We start from the raw sequence: 21,802 nt of genomic DNA, 5'->3' as shown, positions 1-21,802 counted from the left end.
GCGGGGCACCGCTCCCCTCCGGGCGGGAGGGCTGAGGGAAATGTTCCCGTCGCGCCAGGTCAGCTGCACCCCCCGTCGATTCGATCAAGAACCGGATAAACGTCGTGTAAAAATGGGCAGCCGACCGCACGGTGAATCGGTGCAATGGGCAAGAACATAATTCTGCGTATTGGCCGTCCCTTTATGGAGTCATTGCCTCCAGTTAGGGCTCATCCTGTGATGCAGATCACATTGTCAACCGGAAAAATCGTCCAGAGTCGGACAGTCTGCCCACCGCTTAAGTCGGGCGGTTCATCGAGTTGACAGGGAATTGAGATTCGGTCATTACCCCGCCATTGCCGTCGCTTGACCTGCGTCAACGGGTGTTCATAGCCTTCGGCCACGCTTTCACCGCCGTTCCCGGTGTGTTTCATTACCTCAATCAATCCGAGGGGGGACTCGTATGTACGACGTCATTGTGGTGGGCGGCCGTTGTGCCGGATCACCGGTTGCGATGCACCTGGCCCGACAGGGGCACCGCGTCCTCGTCGTGGACCGCGCTTCGTTCCCCAGCGACACGGTGTCGACCCACTACATCCACCAGGCCGGTCTCCTGCGGCTCCAGGAATGGGGCCTGCTCGACGAGATCATCGCCGCCAAGACCCCGGCGCTCCGCACGATGAACTACTCCTACCGGGGCATCGAGCTCAACGGGTTCGCCGACCCGGTGGACGGCATCGACGCCGTCTACTGCCCGCGCCGCACCGTCCTCGACGAGATCCTCGTGAACGCCGCCCGCCGGGCCGGCGCCGAGGTCATCGAGAACTTCACGGTGTCCGACCTGGTCTTCACCGACGGCCGCGTGACGGGCATCAAGGGCCGCGAAGGGGACGGCCCGGAGACCGAGTTCCGCGCCACCGTGGTCATCGGTGCGGACGGCTTCCACTCCACCGTCGCCAAGAAGGTCGGCGCCGAGCTGTACAACGTCCGGCCCGCGTCGGGCTTCATCTACTACTCGTACTACAGCGGGCTCGAGGACTGGGGTCTGCACCACAAGACCGGCTTCAACGAGAAGTGGTTCGGCACCTGGCCCACGAACGACGGCCTGAACATGCTGGCCGTCATCCTCACGCGGCGCCAGCTCAAGGAGTTCCGCCAGGACGTCGAGGCGGGCTTCCAGGGCGTGTTCGACGACGTCTCCCCGGAGATGGGCGTCCAGCTGCGCGACCAGGGCAAGCGCGAGGAGGCCTTCAGGCCCATGCGCTACCCGGACAACTACTACCGCCGCGCGTACGGTCCGGGCTGGGCGCTCGTCGGCGACGCCGGCTACCACAAGGACCCCTACACCGGATGGGGCATCACCGACGGCTTCCTGCACGGCGAGCTCCTCGCCGAGCGCGTCCACCAGGGCCTGACCGGCGAGCGGACGATGGACGAGGCACTGGCCGAGTACAACAAGCTGCGCGACGAGGAGAGCGCCGGCGTCTACGACTTCACGACGACCCTCGGCGAACTCACCGAACTCCCGCCGTTCTTCCGGGCGACGATGGAGGCCATGAGCAAGACGCAGGAGTGGACCGACAAGATGCTCGGCCTGATCGGCGGCATCGTTCCCGACTACGAGGTCTACGCACCGGACGCGCTCGAGGCGCTCTACGACGCCGCCGGCACGCCGCAGGACGAGCGGATCTACGACCCGGCCGGCTGACGGCTCCGTAGCAGCGGTCCCCGACCGGGGAGCGACGGCCGGGCGCCGTCCGGTGCCCACGCCGTCACCGGCGTCCGGCACCCCTCCCCGCGTCACCGGCACCGGCAGAAGCCGTGCGTGCCCCCATGGACCCGGACCCCGGACCTCGGACCCCGGACCCCACCGGTCCTCCGCCCTCCCGCCCTTCCCGGCGGACCCCCGGTTCGCCGGTCCGCCCTCCGCCGTGCCCCGCGGCCACCCCGGCCGCCCCAGCGGCCCGCCGGCCGCGCCTCCGTACCGTGCCCGGCCGCCGTCCGGCACCACGCCACCCGATCACCGCTCAGGCATCCTGCCGTCCCGCGTCGCGCGGGGTCCGGTGCGGCCTCCCCACAGGCCCCGGCCCCGGCGTCCCCGGCATCGCCTTCCATGCGCTTCACCCTCCGAGGGAGCCCCGCAGATGACGCGTGCGTCCAGCATGTTCGACCTCATCAGTGACCAGGACGAGGAAAGGCCCTACTTCGAGACAGGCGGCATCGGCCGGTCGCACGAGTTCTACACCGGCGACGAGCAGCACCGCTTGGAGATGTCCCGCATCTACGGCCGGCGCTGGCTCCCGGTGGACCACGTCTCCCGCCTCAAGGAGAAGGGCGCCTACAGCACCCTGAACATCGGCACCGGATCCGTCCTCATCATCCACGGCGACGACGGGATCCAGGCCTACCACAACTACTGCCGCCACCGCGGCTACAAGCTCGTGGAGGAGGCCACCGGCAAGCGGCAGAGCCTGGTCTGCCTCTACCACTGCTGGGTCTACGACCGGAACGGCAAGCTCAAGAGCCTCAACGGCACCTACCTGGACCACTTCTTCGAGAAGGAGAAGAACGGCCTGCTGCCCGTGCGCACCGAGGTCCGCTACGGGGTCGTGTTCATCAGCTTCTCGGACGACGCCCCCGACCTCGACGAATCGCTGGGCGAGTTCGGCGAGTTCGCGAAGGTGTACGAGCTCGCCGACCTGGAGTGCGTCGAGGCGAAGGACTACCCCGTCGCCTCGAACTGGAAGCTCGTCGCGCACAACGTGAACGAGAGCCTGCACTTCCCGACCGCCCACAAGGACCTGCACCGCATCACCGACTTCGACGACGCGGGCACCTACGACCTCAAGGGCGACATCGTCGGCGCGTGGCAGTCGCTCCGCGGCGGCTACAACTCCGTCTCCATGACCGGCCTCAGCAACCGGACGCCCATGGAGCTGGTCCCCGAGAACGACCGCAACAGGATCAACTGGATCACCATCCTGCCGAACCTCCTCTTCGGGTTCACGGCCGACTACGTGATGATGCAGTGGGTCTGGCCCGAGACCGCCGGCACCTGCTTCGTCCGGCACTTCTGGCTCTTCCACCCCTCCGAGACAGCCAAGAGCGACTTCTCCCACGAGGCCGTGTTCGCGCTGTGGGACAAGGCGAACTACGAGGACTGGGAGATGTGCGAGCGGACCCACCGGGGCCTGTCCAACCCGCTGTGGACCCCCGGACAGCTCTCGCTCGACGAGGAGGTCGTCTCCCAGATCGACTCCTGGGTCGCCCGCGAGTGCGCCGGCGCCCCGGACACCGACGCCACCGACGCCCGCGGCGGGGACACCGCCGGACCCGGGGAGGCCGCGGAGTGAGCACGACAGCCACCTGCTACCTCATCGGCGGCACCCGGGTCCTCACCCAGTGCGCCGCACAGCTCCTCGACGCCGGAGTGCGCATCGAGGGAATCCTCAGCAGGGACCCCGCCGTCGAGGCATGGGCCGCCGAGCACGCGGTCCCGTTGCTCGACCCGCGCGGCGACCTGACCGAGACCCTCTCGGCCAAGCCGTTCGACTACCTCTTCAGCATGGTCAACTTCCGCATCCTGACCGCCCCGGTCCTCGGCCTGCCGAAGATCGCCGCGATCAACTTCCACGACGGACCGCTGCCCCGCTACTCCGGCAGCCACGTCCCGGCCTGGGCCCTCTACGAAGGAGCGTCCCGGCACGCGGCCACCTGGCACCGGATGACGGAGGCCGTGGACGCCGGCAGCGTGCTGCTGGAGCGCTGGTTCCCGGTCCGCGACCACTCCACCGCCCTGTCCCTCACCTACGAGACGGCCGAGGCGGGCATCGCCCTCTTCGCCGACCTCGTCCCGCACGTGGCGGCGCGCACGCTGCCCGAACCGATCGACACGAGCGACCGCGAGCGACGGTTCTACCGCAGGTCCGACCGCATGGCCGACGGCGGCATCATCCACGCCGGAACGTCCGCCGCCGAGGCCGTCAGGATCTCCAAGGCCCTCGACCACGGCTCGTTCCCCAACCCGCTCGGCGTACCCACCCTCGTCACCGAACAGGGCGCGGTGTTCGCCCGGCAGGTCAGGCTGGTCCCGCGCGACGACACCCGTACCGCGACCACCGTGCTGGCGGTGAGCAACTCCGCCATCACCCTGGCCGCCCCCGACGCGGACCTCGTCCTGAGCGACTGCACCGCCGTCGACGGGAGCGCGCTGAGCGGCCGGGCAGCCGCCCAGCGCCTCGGCATCACCCCCGGAGCCGCGCTGCCCGCCGCCTCGGCGGAGCGCCTGGCCGACATCGCCGCGGCCCAGAAGCTGCTGCGGCCCCACGAGCCCTGGTGGCGCGCACGACTGGCGAAGCTGCGTCCCGCCCCGCTGCCCGCCGACGACTTCTCCGCGGCCGGCGCCCACTACGGGCGCTACGAACTCGCCTTCACGCCGGCCTCACGGGAGCAGTCCGTCGCGGTGGCCCGCGCCTTCCTCGCCGTGATCGCCGAGCGCACCGGCGAGCAGGTCTTCGACTTCGCTTGGTCGCCCTCGGCCGCCCGTGTCCTCGCCGACCGGACCCACGGCATCACCGCCGCACGCCTGCCCGTGCGGTTCGACGGAGACACCACCCGCTCCCTGCAGGACAAGTTCGACGAGGCGGCGGCCCGCCAGGGCTACGCCAGCGACCTCGAACTCCGCCTCGGCCTGGCCGGACGGCCCCTCGGCGACGACGAGCCGAGCTTCACCCGCGTCATGGTGCTGGACCGCACCGCGGGGGAGGAGGCCTCCGCCGAACCGCACACCGAGGTCGCCCTGCTCTGCCTGCAGGACGGCCCGCCCACCGTCTTCGTCCGGGAGACCGCGATGGGCGAGGAGGAGGCGCTCGACCTCACCCTGCGCGTCGAGGACCTGCTCCTGACGTCCCTCCTGCACGGCGAGGACCCCGACACCGAGCCCGGCACCGAGTCCGACACGGAGCCCGGCACCGGCACCCGCCCCGAACCCGGCGACGCGGCACGTCCGGACGCCGTCACTGCCGCGCCGGAGACCGGAACGGTGCTGGACCTGTTCGCCGCCGCGGCAGCCGCCCGGCCCGGGGCCACCGCCGTCCGCAGCGGCGACCGTACGCTCACCTACGCCGCCCTGGACGCCTGGGCCGACGCCGTCGCCGCCCGCCTCCACGACGAGGGCGTCGAAGCGGGCTCGGTGGTCGGCGTCCTCATGGAGCGGGACGTCACCCTGCTCCCGGCCCTGCTCGGAATCCTGCGCGCCGGCGCCGCGTTCCTCCCGCTGGACCCCGGCTACCCCCTGGAGCGGCTCCAGCGGTACGTCGAGGTCTCGCAGTGCGACCTCATCCTCACCGACGACCGCACCCACGCCCTGGGCGCCTCCCTGGGCCCCGCGCGGCGCGTCCCGGTCGCCGACGGGGCGGCGCAGGCCGTCCCGCCGCAGGTCGCCGCCGCCGATCTGGCCTACGTCCTGTTCACCAGCGGCTCGACCGGCAAGCCCAAGGGCGTGGAGATCGAGCACGGGGCGCTGGCCAACTTCCTCACCGGCATCGGCGCACGCCTCGGAGTCCTGCCCGACGACCGCGTGCTCGCGCACACCACGGTCGCCTTCGACATCTCCCTGCTGGAACTCCTCCTCCCGCTCACCACCGGAGCCACCGTCGTCCTGGCCTCGCGGGAGACCGCGGCGGACCCGTACCGGCTGGCCGAACTCACCGCCGACGTCACGGTCGCCCAGGCGACTCCCAGCCTGTGGCGCCTGCTGCTGGGCACCGGCTGGACCCCGCACGAGGGCCTCACCGTCCTCTCCGGCGGCGAGGCGCTGCCACCGGCCACCGCCGAGCGGCTCCACGCACCGGCCCGCGCCCTGTGGAACCTGTACGGTCCGACCGAGGCGACGATCTGGGCCTCCTGCCACCAGGTCACCTCGGTCGGCTCCTTCCTGCCGCTGGGCGAGCCCCTGCCGAACATGCGGCTCCACGTCCTGGACGCCGGGCTGGAGCCGGCCGGGGCCGGATCGACCGGCGAGCTGTACCTCTCCGGCACCGGACTCGCCCGCGGCTACACCGGCCGGCCGGACCTGACCAACGACGTCTTCACCGTCCACCCCGTGACCGGCGACCGCCTCTACCGGACCGGTGACGAGGTACGCCTCCACGCGGACGGCGCGATCGAGTGGCTCGGCCGGTCCGACGCCCAGGTGAAGGTGCGCGGCAACCGCATCGAGCCCGCCGAGATCGAGCGGGTGCTGGAGAGCTTCGAGGGCATCACCGCCGCCGTGGTCGTCGCCGCGCGGTTCGAGGGACGCGGCGAACCGAGGCTGACCGCCTATCTGGTGGGCGACGGAGTCCCGGCCCGGTCCCGGCTCGACGCCTTCGTCGCGGGCTCCCTGCCCGGCTACATGGTGCCCGACGCCTACGTCAGCCTCGACGCCATGCCGCTGACCGACAACGGCAAGGTGTCCCGCGCCAAGCTGCCGCCGCCGACGCGCGAGACGATCATCCCGTCCTCCGAAGCGGCCGCCGAAGGGCCCGCCGACACGGCCCCGGACGCCCCGGACGCCCCGGAAGCCGTGGAGTCCCTGCAGCCGCCCGTCGACGGGGTCACGGAAGAGGAACTCGCGCAGTCCATCGCGGCCGTGTTCGCGGCCACGCTGGACCACGACTCCTTCGACCCCAACGGCAACTTCTTCGACCTGGGCGGCGACTCGGTCAACGTCACCTCCGCCGCCGTCCGTCTCAGCCGCGAGCTGGGCGCCGACATCACCGCCCCGTCGCTCTTCGCCTCCGGCACCCCGGTCAAGCTCGCCCGGCTGCTGGGCGCGGAGGGCGTGGTACGGCTGGTCGACGCCCCGGAGGCCGAGGCCGCCGCCCCCACCACCGAAACCGCCGCGCCCGAACCGGCCACGACCGCGCCGCAGACGACCGCGCCCGCCACGACGACGCCCCGGACCACCACCCCCACCCCCGCTCCGGCCCCGCCGGCATCCCCTCCCGCGCAGCCCGCCGGGCCGCTCGCCGACGACGGCGCCCTGGCCGTGATCGGCATGGCGTGCCGCTTCCCCGGCGCCGCCACCCCCGACGAGTTCTGGCAGAACCTCGTCGACGGGGTCTCCAGCGTCGGCAACGCCCCGGACGGCAAGCGCGGCTGGGCCCACCTGTGGTCCGAGGCCGGCGCCGACGACGTCCGCATGGGCTGGGTCGACGGCGTCGAGCACTTCGACGCCGCCCGCTTCGGGATCAGCGACCGCGAGGCCCGCCGCATGGACCCCCTCCAGCGGATCCTGCTCAGCGTGACCGCGGAGGCCCTGGAGAGCTGCGGCCACGACCACACCTCCCTCGGAGCCGACACCGGCGTCTTCGTCGGAGCCATCGCGAGCGACTTCCCCGAGATCGTGGCGCAGAGCATCGGCCACGGAGACCCGCACGTGGCGACGGGCACGGCGCCCTCCATGGTCGCCAACCGGCTCTCCCACGTCTTCGACTGGTCGGGGCCGAGCTTCACCGTCGACACGGCCTGCTCGTCCTCCCTCGTCGCCCTGCACCAGGCCGCCATGCACCTGCGGGCCGGCGAGGTGGACGCCGCCGTCGTCGGGGCCGTGAACCTGGTCCTCACCCCCTCCAAGACCCGCTCGTTCGCCCGCAACGGGATGCTGTCCCCGCAGGGGACCTGCCGCGCCTTCGACGACGGAGCCGACGGCTACGTACGCGGCGAAGGCGCCGGCGCCGTCATCCTCAAACGGCTCGCCGACGCCGAACGCGACGGCGACCCCGTCCTCGCCGTGATCCGCGGCACCGCCGTCAACCACACCGGCGGCAGCGCCGGCTTCCTCACGGCACCCAGCCGCCCGGCCCAGGAAGCCGTCCTGCGCAAGGCCCTGGCCGCCTCCGGGCGCACCGCGGCCGACATCGGCTACGTCGAGGCGCACGGCACCGGCACCCAGCTCGGCGACCTCATCGAACTCGAAGCCCTGCACGCGGTCATGGGCGGTTCCACCGACCGCCGTCCGGTGGCCGTGGGCTCCGTGAAGACCAACATCGGGCACCTGGAGCCCGCCGCCGGCATCGCCGGACTGATCAAGACCGTCCTGGCCCTCCAGGCCGGCCACATCCCCCCGTCGTTGAACTTCGACACCCCGAACACCTCCTTCGACTTCGACGCCTCGCCCCTGTTCGTCGCCGACCGGCTCCAGCCGTGGGGCGACGGACCGCGCGTCGCCGGCATCAGCAGCTTCGGCTTCGGCGGGGCCAACGCCCACGCCGTCGTCGAGGCCGGCCCCGCCACGGCGGCGGACGCGGACGAGCCCGGACCCCACCTGCTGGTCCTGTCCGCGGGGTCGCACGAGGCGCTGCGCACCCTGGCCCACCGGACGGTGCTGATGCTGCGCTCCGCGTACTGCCCGTCCCTCCGGGCACTGGGCGACGCGAGCCGGCAGCGTCCGGCCCAGTCCCACCGGCTGGCGTGCGTGGCGGACAGCGTGGAGCAGCTGGAGGACAAGCTGCAGCTGTTCCTCGCCGGGGTCGGGGACGTCCGCTCCCTCCACCTGGGGGTGGCCGCCCGGGCGGCACGCGTCCACGAAGGGCCCCACGGCGGCGGAGCGGACCGCCGGGCCCTCGACGCGGCGGCCCGCGCGTTCGCCGACGGCGCCGAGCTGCCCGCCGGGGAGCGACGCCGGTCGGGCGTGCGCTTCCCGACCAGGCCCCAGGCCGAGAAGTACCTGTGGCTCGAACCGGCCGGGCAGCCGGCGGCAGCCGCCGTACGGGAGACCGCGCCCGCCCGTACGGGGAACACCTGGACGGAGCACCCGGAGGCCGCCGAGCACGTGGTCCTCGGCAAGCCGACACTGCCCGGAGCCGGTTACCCCGGCAAGGTCGCCGAACTCCTCGGCCGCGACCGGCTGGGCCTGCGCGACCTCACCTTCCGGGCGGCCGTCGAGGCCCCCACGACCCTCACCGCCGAACTCGACGGGGAAGCGGTCGCCTTCCGCGACGGCTCCGGAGCCCTGGTGGTCACCACCCGGGTGACCGCGCCGGAGCAGCCCTCCCTCACTGTGCCGCCCGTCGTCGACGGTCTCGCCCCCGTGGCGCTCGATGCGATGTACGAGGCCTTCGAGCGCGCCGGCCTCGCCTACGGCACCGGCTTCCGCACTGTGGCCGAGCTCTCCGTGGCACCCGGGCAGGCGACCGGTGTGCTGCGCGGCACCGCAGGCACCGACGGCGCCGTGGACGCCCGGCTCCTGGACGGGGCCTTCCAGATCGCGCTCGCCGCGTGCGGTGCGCGGGGGCTGTACGTACCGTTCACCGTCGAGCGGCTCACCGTCCTCAGCCGCCTGCCCGCCACCGCCCGCGTGTACGCCCGGCGCGACCGGGACGGCGGGCCGGACGCCGGTCTGCTGACGGCGAGCCTGGTGGTCCTCGACGGGGACACACCCGTCCTGGAGGCGCGCGGGATCACCTGGAAGCGGCTCTCCCCGGCCCCGTCGCCGGGAGGCGCGGGAGACGACGCACGGGACGGCCGCCTTCCCGGTCCGACGCCGGCACCCGCACCCGCACCCGTACCGGTCCGGATCCCGGCTCCGGCGGCCAACGGCCACCGTCCCGTGCCCGCCCCCGGCCGCCCCGCGGCCGGTCTCGACGCCGCGCTGGCCCGCTGGGTGGCGGACGCCCTGGAACTGGACGTCGACGCCCTGGAAACCGACCGCCCGCTGCAGGAACAGGGCCTCGACTCGATGCTCGCGGTCTCGCTGGCCCAGGACATCCGGGCCAGGCTGGACGTGGACATCCCCGTGACCCTGGTCCTGGAGGTCGGCACGGTCGACCGGCTGGCCGCCGAGCTGAGGGACGAGTACGGGGTGCTGGCGGCCCCTGCCGAAGCGGGCGCGGACGACGGCCCGGGGACGGCCGTCCCCGAAGCGCACACGGAGCCCCTCGCGGCCCCGGCCCCGGCCCCGGCCCCCGCTCCCGCCCCGGCCCCGGTACCGGTACCGGCGGCCGAGCGGACCGCCGCCCCGGCCCCCGCCGACGAGGACCTCCACGACATCGCCGTCATCGGCTTCGACGGCGTGTTCCCGAATGCAGGGAGCCCCGAGGAGCTGTGGCGGGTCCTGGTGGGCGGCGAGGACTGCCTGACCGAGGTGCCCGCGTCCCGCTGGGACATCGACTCCTACTACGGGACCGAGGGCACGCCCGGCACCGTCTACCTCAGGCGCGCCGGCTTCGTCGAGGGACTGACCGACTTCGACCCCGGATTCTTCCGGCTGTCACCCGCCGAGGCGGAGTGGATCGACCCCCAGCAGCGCCATCTCGTCCAGTCGGCCTGGCGGGCCCTGGAGGACGCCGGCCTCGCCGGACGGACCCAGCGCTCCACCGGGGTGTTCGTGGGCGCCAGCTACCAGCACTACCGCGACACGGTCGTCGGGGACGTCGTCCAGACGGCGGCCGGCCTGGGCAACCACAACGCGATCCTGGCCAACCGGGTGAGCTACTTCCTGGACCTGCACGGGCCGAGCATGACGATCGACACCCTGTGCTCCTCGTCGCTGGTGGCCCTGCACACGGCGGTCCGCAGCATCCGCGACGGCGACTGCGAACAGGCCATCGTCGCCGGCGTGCACCTGGCCATGTCCCCGCAGTACTTCCAACTCGGCTCGCGTCTGCGCTCGTTCTCCCCGTCCAACGCGCTCCGGCCGTTCGATGCGGGGGCGGATGGTTTCGTGCCGGGTGAGGGTGTGGTGACGGTGGTGGTGAAGCCGTTGCGTGATGCCTTGCGTGATGGTGACCGGATCCGGGGTGTGATCAGGGGCAGTGCGGTCAATCACGGTGGCCGGACCAGTGGTCTGACGGTTCCGAGCAGTGCGGCGCAGCAGGAGGTCATCTCGGCTGCGTTGCGGGATGCGGGGGTGCCGGTGGAGTCGATCGGTCTGGTCGAGGCGCACGGGACCGGGACCGGTCTGGGTGATCCGATCGAGGTCGAGGGTCTGACGCGTGCCTGGCGTGGTCTGACGGGCCGTTCGCAGTTCTGTGCGATCGGTTCGCTCAAGGGCAACGTGGGTCATCTGGAGCCGGCTGCGGGTCTGGCGGGTCTGGTGAAGGTGCTGTTGGCGATGGAGCACGGTGTGGTTCCGCCGTCGTTGCACGTGGTGCGGCCGAACGACCACATCCGTTTCGAGGAGTCGCCGTTCTACCTCGCGGACCGTGCGATGGAATGGCCGCGTACGGGTGGTCCGCGTCGTGCGGCGGTCAGTGCCTTCGGGATGGGCGGCGTCAACGCCCACGTCATCGTGGAAGAGCCTCCCGCTGCGGCTCCGCGGGAGATCGCCGGGCAGGACTCCTACGTGGTGCGGGTGACCGCGGCGGACGAGACGGCGCTGCGCACCCTCGCCGGCTCCTACGCGGACGAACTCCTCGGTGCGTCGGCGGAGACGCTGGGGGACTTCGCGCACACCGCGAACACCGGCCGCGCGGGACACCGCTTCCGCGCGGTGGTCCACGGCGCCGAAGCCACCGCGCTGACGGCCGCCCTGAAGGAGGTCGCCGCCGGCCGGGTCCCGGCCTCCCGCAAGGCAGGCAAAGCCGGTCCGAACGCGTTCCTGTTCACGGGTCAGGGTTCGCAGTACGCGGGCATGGGCCGTGGCCTGTACACCTCGGAGCCGGTGTTCCGTTCGGCCCTGGACGAGTGCGCGGCCCTGCTGGCGCCCCACCTCGACATCCCCCTGCCGGAGCTGCTGTTCGGCAGCGAGGCCGAGAGGCTGAACCGAACGGGATACGCGCAGGTCGGGATCGTGTCGCTGCAGGTGGCCCTGGTGCGCTGGCTGGAGTCGGTCGGCGTCCGTCCGGACGCCGTGGCCGGTCACAGCCTGGGCGAGCTGACCGCCGCCTGGGCGGCCGGGGTACTGGGTCTGGAGGATCTCCTCCGGCTGACCACCCTGCGCGGGCGGCTGATGGAGGAGCAGCCGGGCCATGGTGCCATGGCCGTGGTCCACGCCGACGCGGAAGCGGTCCTGGACGCCCTGGCCGGCCACCCGGGAGTCGAGGTCGCGGCGTTCAACGCCCCGCGCTCGGTGACCGTTTCCGGTCCGGCCGAGGCGGTCACCAGGTTCCGTGAGGCATCGGGCCTGCGGACCACCCCCCTGGTGGTCAGCCACGCCTTCCACTCGGCACTGATGGAGGGGGCGGTGGCCCCGTTCACGCAGGCGGTGGCGGCAACCCCGCTGTCGGCGCCCGTCCTGCCCTTCGCCTCCTCCGTGTCCGGCGGCTGGCACACGCCCGAATCGGCCACGGACCCGGCGTACTGGGGCCGGGCCATCCGGCAGCCGGTCCGCTTCAGCGAGGCGGTCACGGCACTGAGCGGAGCCGGTGCGGGTGTGGTGTGGGAGATCGGCTCCCACCCCCAGCTGACCCCGCTCGCACGGGCTTCGTGGCCTGAGCCGCAGCCGGTGTGGCTGAGCACCCTGCGCCGCGAGCGCACGGACCAGGCCGAGCTGCACGCGGCGGTGGCCGCCTACGTGAACGGGACCCCGGCCGACCTCGACTGGTCGGGACTGCACGCCGGCAGGGGACAGCGCACCATCACCATCCCCACCTACCCCTTCACCCGACAGGAGCTGGTGGCACCCGCCGCCCGCCCTGCCGACCCCGCGACGGCCCCCGTCAGCCACCCGCTGTTCGACCGTCACTACGAGTACCGGAGCGAGGGACAGTGACGTACCCGGCCGAGACCTACGAGAAGACGTTCACGGGCCAGGAGCCCTTCATCGCCCAGCACCGCTCCGCGGGCACCGGGCTCCTGCCCGCCGCCGTGCAGCTGGAAATGGCCATGCTGGGGGTCGCCCGGCGCGCTCCGTTCGCACCGCTGGAGCTCACCGACGTGACCTTCCTGCGGCCCCTCACCATCAGCGAGGACGCGGCGGCTCCCGTCCGGCTCGACGTGACCTTCGGGCCGCGGACCCGCTTCGAGCTGAGCACCGTCGTGGCCGGCGAGCGCAAGCCGCTGTCCACCGGTACCGGCCGGCTGCTCCCCGCCGACGTCCAGGCCCGGCCCGCCGGCCCGCACCCGCAGCCGGACGGTTCGCTGGTCCTCGGCCCGGCCCGGCTGTACGACAGCTGGAACCGCGGGGGCCTCCAGTACGGGCCCGACTTCCGCACCGTCCGGGAGCTCACCGTCGGCAACGGCGGCGTCGTCCGGGCCACCCTGCGCTCCGACGCGGAGCCCGTGCCCTGGTACGCCCACCCGCTCCTCGTGGACGGGGTGTTCCAGGTCGTCAGCTGCGCGCTCCAGGACCTCGCGGGATCCGACGGCCCCCACCCCATGCTGCCGATCGGCCTCGCCCGCCTCCGGGTCTTCACCGACCTCTCCGCACTGTCGTCCGGGGTGACCGTCCTCGTGCGCCGCACCGGCGTCGACGGTGCGTACGCCACCGCCGACGCCACCGTCCTGGGCCCCTCGAACGAGGTCGCCGCGGAGTTCGAAGGGCTCCGGATGCGGCGGACCGCCACCGTCGGCCGGCCGGCCGCGGCCGCGGTCCAGGCTCAGGCCCCGGCTCCGGCACGGTCTGTGGCACTGCCCATCAGCCGTATCGTCTGGCGCCCGGCACCGGGCGACGCCGCCCACCGGCCCGAGCCGGTGACCGGCACCTGGGTGGTGCTGCACGACGGCGGCACCGACGGCCTGGGCGCGCGCGCCGCCGAGCGGCTGCGGGCCGGGGGCGCCCGCGTGGTGGAGGTCGGCAGCGGTCCCTCCGCGCCGCAGCAGCACGACCGTGACCGCCTGACCCTGGCGCAGCCGGACGAAGAGGCCTTCCGGCAGCTCTGGGAGGAGGTCGCGGACCCGGTCGCGGGTGTCGTGCACCTGTGGAACGCCGACGACGCGGCCGACGGCGCCCGGAGCGAGGACGCGGAGCTCCGCGTCGGCCTCTACGGATGCCTGGCCGCCCTGCGCACCCTCGGCGAGCGGCAGCGCAAGTCCCGCTTCCTCGTGGTGACCCGGGACGGACAGGCCGTCGCGGACGGGGACCGGCCGGTCCCCGCCCGTGCCGCCCTGTGGGGGTTCCTGCGCACCGCCGCCGTCGAGTACCCGGGCCTGCGCCCGCGCCTCGTCGACATCGACCGCTCCGCCGACGGCGGGCTCACCGCCCTCCTGGCGGAACTCGGCGACGGCGCCGGTCCGACCGAGACCGGCTACCGGGAGGGTGTCCGCCAGACACCCGTCCGCGTCCGGGACCGGTCGGCACACGCCGGGCCCGGCACCGTGCCGGGGCCCATCAGGCCGGGTGGCCGCTACCTCGTCCTCGGCGGGCACGGGGGACTGGGCCTGGAGCTCGCCGCCCGGTTCGCACGCGAAGGCGCCGGTGTCGTCGCGCTGGTCAGCCGTTCCGGAGCGGCACCCGCCGGCGAGGACCCGACCGCCGCCCTCGCCGCGTACGGATGCGAGGTCGTCTCCTACCGGGCGGACGTCACCACCCCCGGCTCCCTGGCGGCCGTGGTGGAACGGATGCGGACGGAGTTCGGCGAGCTCCACGGCGTGGTCCACGCCGCAGGCACGCTCAAGGACGGCCTCATCCGCAGCGCCACCGCCGCGGACATCGCCGCGGTGATGCGGCCCAAGGCCGACGGCGTCCGCGAGCTGGCCGCCGCGGTGGCCGGGCAGGACCTGGACTTCGCCGTGCTGTTCGCGTCGGTCTCCGGCACGTTCGGCAACCTCGGCCAGGGCGGGTACGCCGCCGCCAACGCCTACCTCGACGCCTTCGCCCACGCGTACGGATCGCCGTGGCTGAGCGTCGACTGGGGCCTGTGGGGCGAGGTCGGCATGGGCACGGCCGTGGCCGAGCAGCTGAGTCGGCGCGGAGTCCGGCCCCTCGGCACCGAGGAGGGGCTCGACGCCCTGATCGCGGTACTGCGATCGCCGGAGGACCCCCGCCAGGTGGTCGTCGCCCACCCGGACGCCGGCGACGTGATCCTTCCGCTCGACGAAGAGGCGGCCGAGGAGCCCGGTGACGATCCCGCGGCGCCTGCCGCCGTACGGGAACCCTCCGTCGAGGTCGTGCGGGCCGTGGCGTCCGGCGCGGACTCCGCGGAACGCGTCGCCGACGCGCTGGAGGTCTTCCTCGCCGAGCGGCTGGGCCTCGCCTCCTTCGACCGCGACGCCCCGCTGTCGGACTACGGCCTGAGCGCGAGCTCGATCATGAGCGTCGAGCTGTCGGAGGAACTGTCGCACCGGTGGGGCATCCAGCTCCCCGCGACCCTCTTCCTGGAGTACGGAGAGTTCCCCGAACTGGTCCACGCCCTGACCGACCGCTACGGCGCGGCCGTCGCGCTCGCGGCACCGGAACCCGAAGGGCCCACCCCCGCCGCAGCCCCCGTCGTCGAGCCCGAGCCGCTCCCGGCCCCCGCCCCGGACCACCCGCGTCCGGCACCGCGGCGGCAGCCGGCGTCCGCCGGCCGCGACGCGGACGTCGCGATCGTCGCCGTCTCCGGCGACCTGCCGGGCGCGTCCGGCGGCGCGGCCGGCCTGTGGCCGCTGCTCCGCTCCGGCGGGCACGCGTTCACCGAGGTCCCCGCCGAACGCTGGGACATCGACGCCCACTTCGAGCCGCGCGGCCCCAGGATGACGGGCACCTACTGCCGGTCCGGCGCCTTCGTCGCCGGCATCGACCGCTTCGACCCCTCCTTCTTCGGCATCTCCGTACGCGAAGCCGAGGACATGGACGTCCAGCAGAAGCTGCTGCTGGAACACGCCTGGACGGTCCGGGACGACAGCGGCCTCGCGGACCGCCGCGACATCGGCGTCTTCGTCGCCGCCACCTACACCCACCACCGCGACACGCAGGGCCTGGAGACCGTCGGCCCGCACACCGCGCTCGGCTCCATGAACGCGGTGCTCGCCAACCGGATCTCGTACGCACTGGACCTGACCGGTCCCTCGCAGACCGTCGACACCCTCTGCTCGTCCTCCCTGGTAGCCGTCCAGCAGGCGGTCGCCGCGCTCCGTGCGGGCCACTGCGGCGCCGCCATCGTGGCGGCCTGCCAGGTCGGACTGACCCCGTGGTACTACCGCAGCCTGAGCCAGCTCGGCGCACTGTCGGAAGGCCTGCCCCGGCCCTTCGACGAGCGGGCGGACGGATTCCTCCCCGGCGAGGGCGCCCTCGCCGTGATGCTGAAGCCCCTGGCGGACGCGGAGCGGGACGGCGACCGGATCTGGGGCGTCGTCCGCGGCACCGCCGTCAACCACGGCGGCCGGGGCAGCGCCCTGCCGGTGCCCCGCAGCGAAGCCCAGGCCGCGGTGGTCCGCGCCGCCCTGGACGACGCCGGCCTGGCCCCGGCGGACATCTCCCTGATCGAGACCCACGGCACCGCGACCCGGCTCGGCGATCCGATCGAGATCGCCGCGCTGACCGAGGTGTTCGGCGGCGACCCGGACCGCGACGGCCCCTGCCACATCGGCACGGTCAAGGGCAACATCGGACACCTGGAACCCGCGGCCGGACTCGCCGGACTGCTGAAGGTGCTGCTGTGCCTGCGGCACCGGGAGATCCCGCCCGTCGCCGGCTTCGAGAACCCCAGCAGCCACCTGGACCTGTCCGCCGGGCCGTTCGAGATCCCGGCAGCGCCCCGGCCCTGGAACCCGAAGGGGCCGCGCCGGGCGGGCGTCAGCTCCTTCGGCATGGGCGGCACCAACGCGCACGTCGTCGTGGAGGAGCACCTCGGGGAGCCCCCGTACGGGGAGGCCGATGCAGAGGACCCCCGCGCGAGCGCCGCCCGCCCGGACGAACACCTCCTCGTCCTGTCCGGCCACACCCCGGACGCACTGCTCCGGCGCATCGAGGACGTCCGCCCGCTGCTCCGCGGCACCGCGGACGACCTGGCCGGGCTGTGCCGCTCCAGCGCCGTCGGACGGGACCACCGGGCGCACCGCGTCGCGGTCCTGGGGGCCACGGCCGACGAACTGGCCACCGGACTGGCACGGGCACGGGAACTGGCGGACCGGGCACCCGGCACCGTCGTCCGCGCAGGGACCGTCCTCGACAGCGCCTCGACGGGGCTCACCGACGCGGCCTTCCGCTACGTCCGCGGCGGCTCCGTCGACTGGACCGCGGTGTACCCGGGCCCGCCCGCACGCCGCCACACCCTGCCGCCCTACCCCTTCGGGGCCCGACCCGCCGCGACGTCCGCGCCGACCCCTCGGGCCGTGACCGACCAGGACGCGCCGGACGCACCGGACGTGGCCGCGGCCGTGCGACGGCTCACGGCCGCCCACCGGGTGCTGGGCGAGGACACCGTTCCGGGGGCGCTGCCCCTCGCCCTCGCCCTGCGGTCGAGCGGCGTCCTGACCGGGATCGCCTTCGCCGGCCGGGGGACCGGAACCCATCCCCTCACCAGCGACCTGGGCGACCCCGCCCGCACCGGCCCGGCCGCCTTCCGGCACGCCGGCCGGGTCATCGCCCGGCTCACCACCGCCGGCACCCCGACCGGGCCCGTGCCCGGCGCCGCGGACCTGGACGCCGTACGGGCCGGACTCGGCCGCACCCTGGAACCGATCGGCCTCTACGCCTGGTTCGAAGCCAAGGGCATGGAGCTCGCCGCCCCGCTCCGGTCCATCACCGACGTCCGGTACGGGCCGGGCCGGGTCCTCGCCCGGATCACCCTCCCCGCCGACGGCCCGCTGGAAGCGGAGGCAGTCGCCATCGACGCCGCCCTCCAGGCCATGGCCGTCCTCACCCTGGCCGATCCCGCCTCCCCGTCGGGGACGTACCTGCCCGTCTCCATCGGGCGGGCGACCCGCTGGGCCGACCCGGCGCGCACGGCGTACGTCCTCCTCGACGGCACGGAGCCCGGAGCCGACGGCACCCGGCGCGGCGACGCGACCCTGTTCGGCGCCGACGGCCGGGTCCTGGTCCGGCTCGACGAGATCGAGTACCGGACGGTGACGGCGACCCGGAACACCCCTTCCGCCCCTTCCACCCCCGCCACCCCCGCTCCCGCCACCCGCACTGCGCACGCCGCGGCGTCGGAGGCAGCCGTCCTCGCGGTGGTGCGCACCGTCCTGCACGACCCGGGCGTCACCGCGACCACCTCACTCTCCGCCGTGGGTCTCGACTCCATGCTGGCGACGGCCGTCGCGGACGAGGTCGAGGAGAAGTACGGGGTGCGGATCGGCCCGATGGAGGTCCTGGACGCCGCTGACTGCCGGACGCTCGCCGCACACGTCGCCGGGCTCGCGCCCGACGGGGCGTTCGGCCCGGACACGGCCCGCGACACGACCCCCGCACCCGCCCAGGCGCCCGCACCGGTCGCGGCCCCCACGACCGCCGGGGCCCCCGCCGCGGACGCCGACACCGTGTCCCCCGAGGACATGGCGGTCATCGGCCTCTCCCTGGCACTGCCCGGCGCCCCGGACCCGGAAGGGTTCTGGTCGCTCCTCGCCGGCTCGGGCGAGGAGATCCGCCCGGCGCCGCCGCACCGCTGGGGCCGGTACGCCGACGGAGCCGAACCCGACATGGGCGGATTCCTCGACAACGTGGAGGAGTTCGACGCCCGCTTCTTCGACTTCTTTCCCAAGCAGGCGGAGGTCCTCGACCCGCAGGTCCGCTGGCTGCTCCGCACGACCTGGGAGGCCCTGGAGTCGGCCGGCCTGCCTCCGCGGCAACTGACGCCCGCCACAGGGGTGTTCGTCGGCGCCAGCTACCAGCACTACAAGGACTTCAACATCGAGCCCGAGCTCGACGCGCCCAGCGGCCTGGGCAACCACAACGCCTTCCTGGCCAACCGGGTGAGCTGGTTCCTGGACCTGCACGGGCCGAGCATGACGATCGACACCCTGTGCTCCTCGTCGCTGGTGGCCCTGCACACGGCGGTGCGCAGCATCCGCGACGGCGAGTGCGAACAGGCCATCGTCGCCGGAGTCCGCGTCGCCATGTCCCCGCTGCACTACGTCGCGATGCGCAACCTGCGTGCCCTCTCGCCGTCGGGTACGGCCCGGCCGTTCGATGCGGGGGCGGATGGTTTCGTGCCGGGTGAGGGTGTGGTGACGGTGGTGGTGAAGCCGTTGCGTGATGCCTTGCGTGATGGTGACCGGATCCGGGGTGTGATCAGGGGCAGTGCGGTCAATCACGGTGGCCGGACCAGTGGTCTGACGGTTCCGAGCAGTGCGGCGCAGCAGGAGGTCATCTCGGCTGCGTTGCGGGATGCGGGGGTGCCGGTGGAGTCGATCGGTCTGGTCGAGGCGCACGGTACGGGTACCGGTCTGGGTGATCCGATCGAGGTCGAGGGTCTGACGCGTGCGTGGCGTGGTCTGACGGGCCGTTCGCAGTTCTGTGCGATCGGTTCGTTGAAGGGGAACGTGGGTCATCTGGAGCCGGCTGCGGGTCTGGCGGGTCTGGTGAAGGTGCTGTTGGCGATGGAGCACGGTGTGGTTCCGCCGTCGTTGCACGTGGTGCGGCCGAACGACCACATCCGTTTCGAGGAGTCGCCGTTCTACCTCGCCGATCGCGCGATGGAATGGCCGCGTACGGGTGGTCCGCGTCGTGCGGCGGTCAGTGCCTTCGGGATGGGCGGCGTCAACGCCCACGTCATCGTCGAGGAGCCTCCCACTGCCGCTCCGCGCGAGGCTGCCGGGCAGGACTCGTACGTGGTGCGGGTGACCGCGGCCGACGAGACGGCACTGCGCACCCTCGCCGGTGCGTACGCCGACCGGTTCGACGCGGTACGTGACGACCGGGAGACCGCCGACCTCTGCCACACCGCCAACACCGGGCGCTCTCCGCTGGAGTTCCAGACCGCCGTCCACGGACGCACGGCCGCCGAACTCGCCACCGCCCTGCGCTCCGTCGCCGCCGGCACCGTCGCATCCGCCCGCGTCGACCTCGACCTGACCGCCGAAGCCGCGGCGGCCCGCACCGGGTCGGCCCCGGCGCCGCACCGGCCCGCAGGCGCCGCCGAACTGGCCCGCGTCGGCTACGCGCACATCGACTGGCGCTCGCTCTCCGCCGCGGACGCCCGCGTCACCGACCTCCCCACCTACCCGTTCGAGCAGGGGTCCTACTGGCACACCACCGAGCACGCGGCCACCGAGCCCGCCCCCGCAGCACCCGCCCCCGCAGCACCCGCCGCCGAAGCGGTCCGCGTCCAGTGGCGCGTCCGCGACCTGCCCCCGCTGCCCGCCACCGGGGCGACGACGGTCCGCCTGGTCACCGCCGACCCGGACATCGGGTACGCGCTGACCAGGGCCCTCCGGGACGGGGGCACGACCGTCGTCGAGCCCGGCCGGCCGGCGGACGCGGCCATCGTCGTCGACTCCCGGGACGGGAGGCCCCTCGACCTGAGCGGCTTCTGGGCCGAACTGGGCGAACTGGTGGCCTCGCTGCCCGCGCACGGCACCCTGCTCCGCGCCGGATTCCACGACGCCGCCGTGCACCCCGCCGACCTCGACGGCCTGCGCCCCGAACGGGCCGCCACGGCCATGGCCGTACGGGCCGCCGGAGCCGAGGGCCGCAAGCCCACCCTCACCGTCCACCTGGACCCGGCCGAACCCGTCGAGGTCCTCGCCGGCCGCATCGCCGCCGAGTACGCCGCCCTGACGGCCGGTGCGGCCACCGGAGCCCACGCCGACGGCGGGACGGCCGCCGTCGCCCACCGGCACGGCCTGCGCTACACGCCGCACGCCGTGCCCGCCGCGCCCGGCGCACCGTACGCCCTGCCGCACGACGGGTACTGCCTGGTCACCGGCGGACTGGGCGCCGTCGGACTGCGCCTGACCGAGCGGCTGATCGACCTGGGGGCCCGGCGCATCGGCATCGTCGGCCGGTCGGCCGTCGACCCCGAGCACTCCGCCCCCCTGCGGGAACTGGCGGCGCGGGCCGAGGTCGCGTACGTCTCCTGCGACGTGTCCGACCCGACGGCGCTCGCCGCCGTCGCCGGGCAACTGGGGCGGCGCTGGGGCCGGCTGGTCGGCGTCGTCCACTCCTCCGGCGGGGTCAACCCGTTCGGGGCCGTGCAACGCCGGCCGTGGAGCGACGCCGAGAAGGTGCTCGCCCCCAAGGTCCCCGGCTCGCTGAACGTCGTACGACTGGCCAAGGACCAGGGCGCCGACTTCGCCGTCCTCGTCTCCTCGATCGCGGGCACGCAGGCCCTGGCCGGCCGGGGGCTGGTCGACTACAGCCTCGCCAACGCCTACCAACTGGCGCTCGCCGAACGGGAGAACGGCCCGGTCACCACGGTCACCGCGCACGCGTGGCCCAACTGGACGGGCATCGGCATGAAGGCGGACGCGTCCTTCTCCGCCGACCACTCGATCGACGCCGCGGACGCACTGGACGCCTTCGCCGGCCACCTCCGGTCGGGCGGCGCCGTGATCTTCCCGGGAACCGCCACCGCCGTCCCGGCCCGGCCCGCCGAACCCGTCAGCTCCGCGCCGGCGGCCGAGGTACGGTCCGAGGCGCGGGCCGAGGCTCCCGCCGCCCCCGCACCGGCCCGCGCAACCCACGACGGCGGGGCCATGCGCGCCCGGGTCAGGGAGGCCTTCGTCCACGTACTGGGGGAGGACCCCGGCGAACGCCCGCTACTGGGACTGGGACTCGACTCCCTGGTGATCGCCGAACTGACCACGGCGCTCGAACAGCGCAGCGGCCTGCCCGTCGACCCCTCGCTGCTGATGCGGGCACGCACCGCCGACGACATCGCGGCCGGACTCGCCGCCCAGGCGGCACCGGCAGCCGACGGACCGCCCGCCCCCGACCACACCCCCGCCCCCGACGACGCGACCGCCTCCGCCCTGAGCGCCCTGCTGCGGCCCCTGCTCCAGCAGGAGGGGCAGCGATGACCGGGCCGCGGACAACAGG

Annotated in this window: 4 protein-coding genes; all 4 read left to right on the top strand. The window is 73.8% G+C overall.

Annotation, left to right across the window (positions count from 1 at the left end):
- Positions 1–442 precede the first annotated feature (442 nt).
- Positions 443–1,687 carry an NAD(P)/FAD-dependent oxidoreductase gene (locus ACIPW5_RS00375; protein ID WP_401238210.1) on the top strand — a complete coding sequence of 415 codons (1,245 nt, stop codon included), beginning with the start codon at positions 443–445 and terminating at the stop codon, positions 1,685–1,687.
- A gap of 436 nt (positions 1,688–2,123) precedes the next feature.
- Entirely contained in the window at positions 2,124–3,332 is a 1,209-nt protein-coding gene (locus ACIPW5_RS00370) for an SRPBCC family protein (protein ID WP_401238208.1), read from the top strand.
- Complete coding sequence (locus ACIPW5_RS00365) at positions 3,329–12,673, top strand: amino acid adenylation domain-containing protein (protein WP_401238205.1); 9,345 nt, start codon at positions 3,329–3,331, stop codon at positions 12,671–12,673. Before ACIPW5_RS00370 ends, ACIPW5_RS00365 begins: the two co-directional genes overlap by 4 nt.
- Positions 12,670–21,783, top strand: coding sequence for an SDR family NAD(P)-dependent oxidoreductase (locus ACIPW5_RS00360; RefSeq protein ID WP_401238202.1), 9,114 nt, complete (start codon positions 12,670–12,672; stop codon positions 21,781–21,783). The genes ACIPW5_RS00365 and ACIPW5_RS00360 overlap by 4 nt, the downstream gene beginning before the upstream one ends.
- The last annotated feature ends 19 nt before the right edge of the window (positions 21,784–21,802 follow it).

Origin of the sequence: Streptomyces sp. NPDC090077 (genome assembly GCF_044747545.1) — a bacterium.
Lineage (GTDB): Bacteria > Actinomycetota > Actinomycetes > Streptomycetales > Streptomycetaceae > Streptomyces.
The sequence above is the reverse complement of the archived record's forward strand: the minus strand, read 5'-3'. Positions and strand labels throughout refer to the sequence as shown.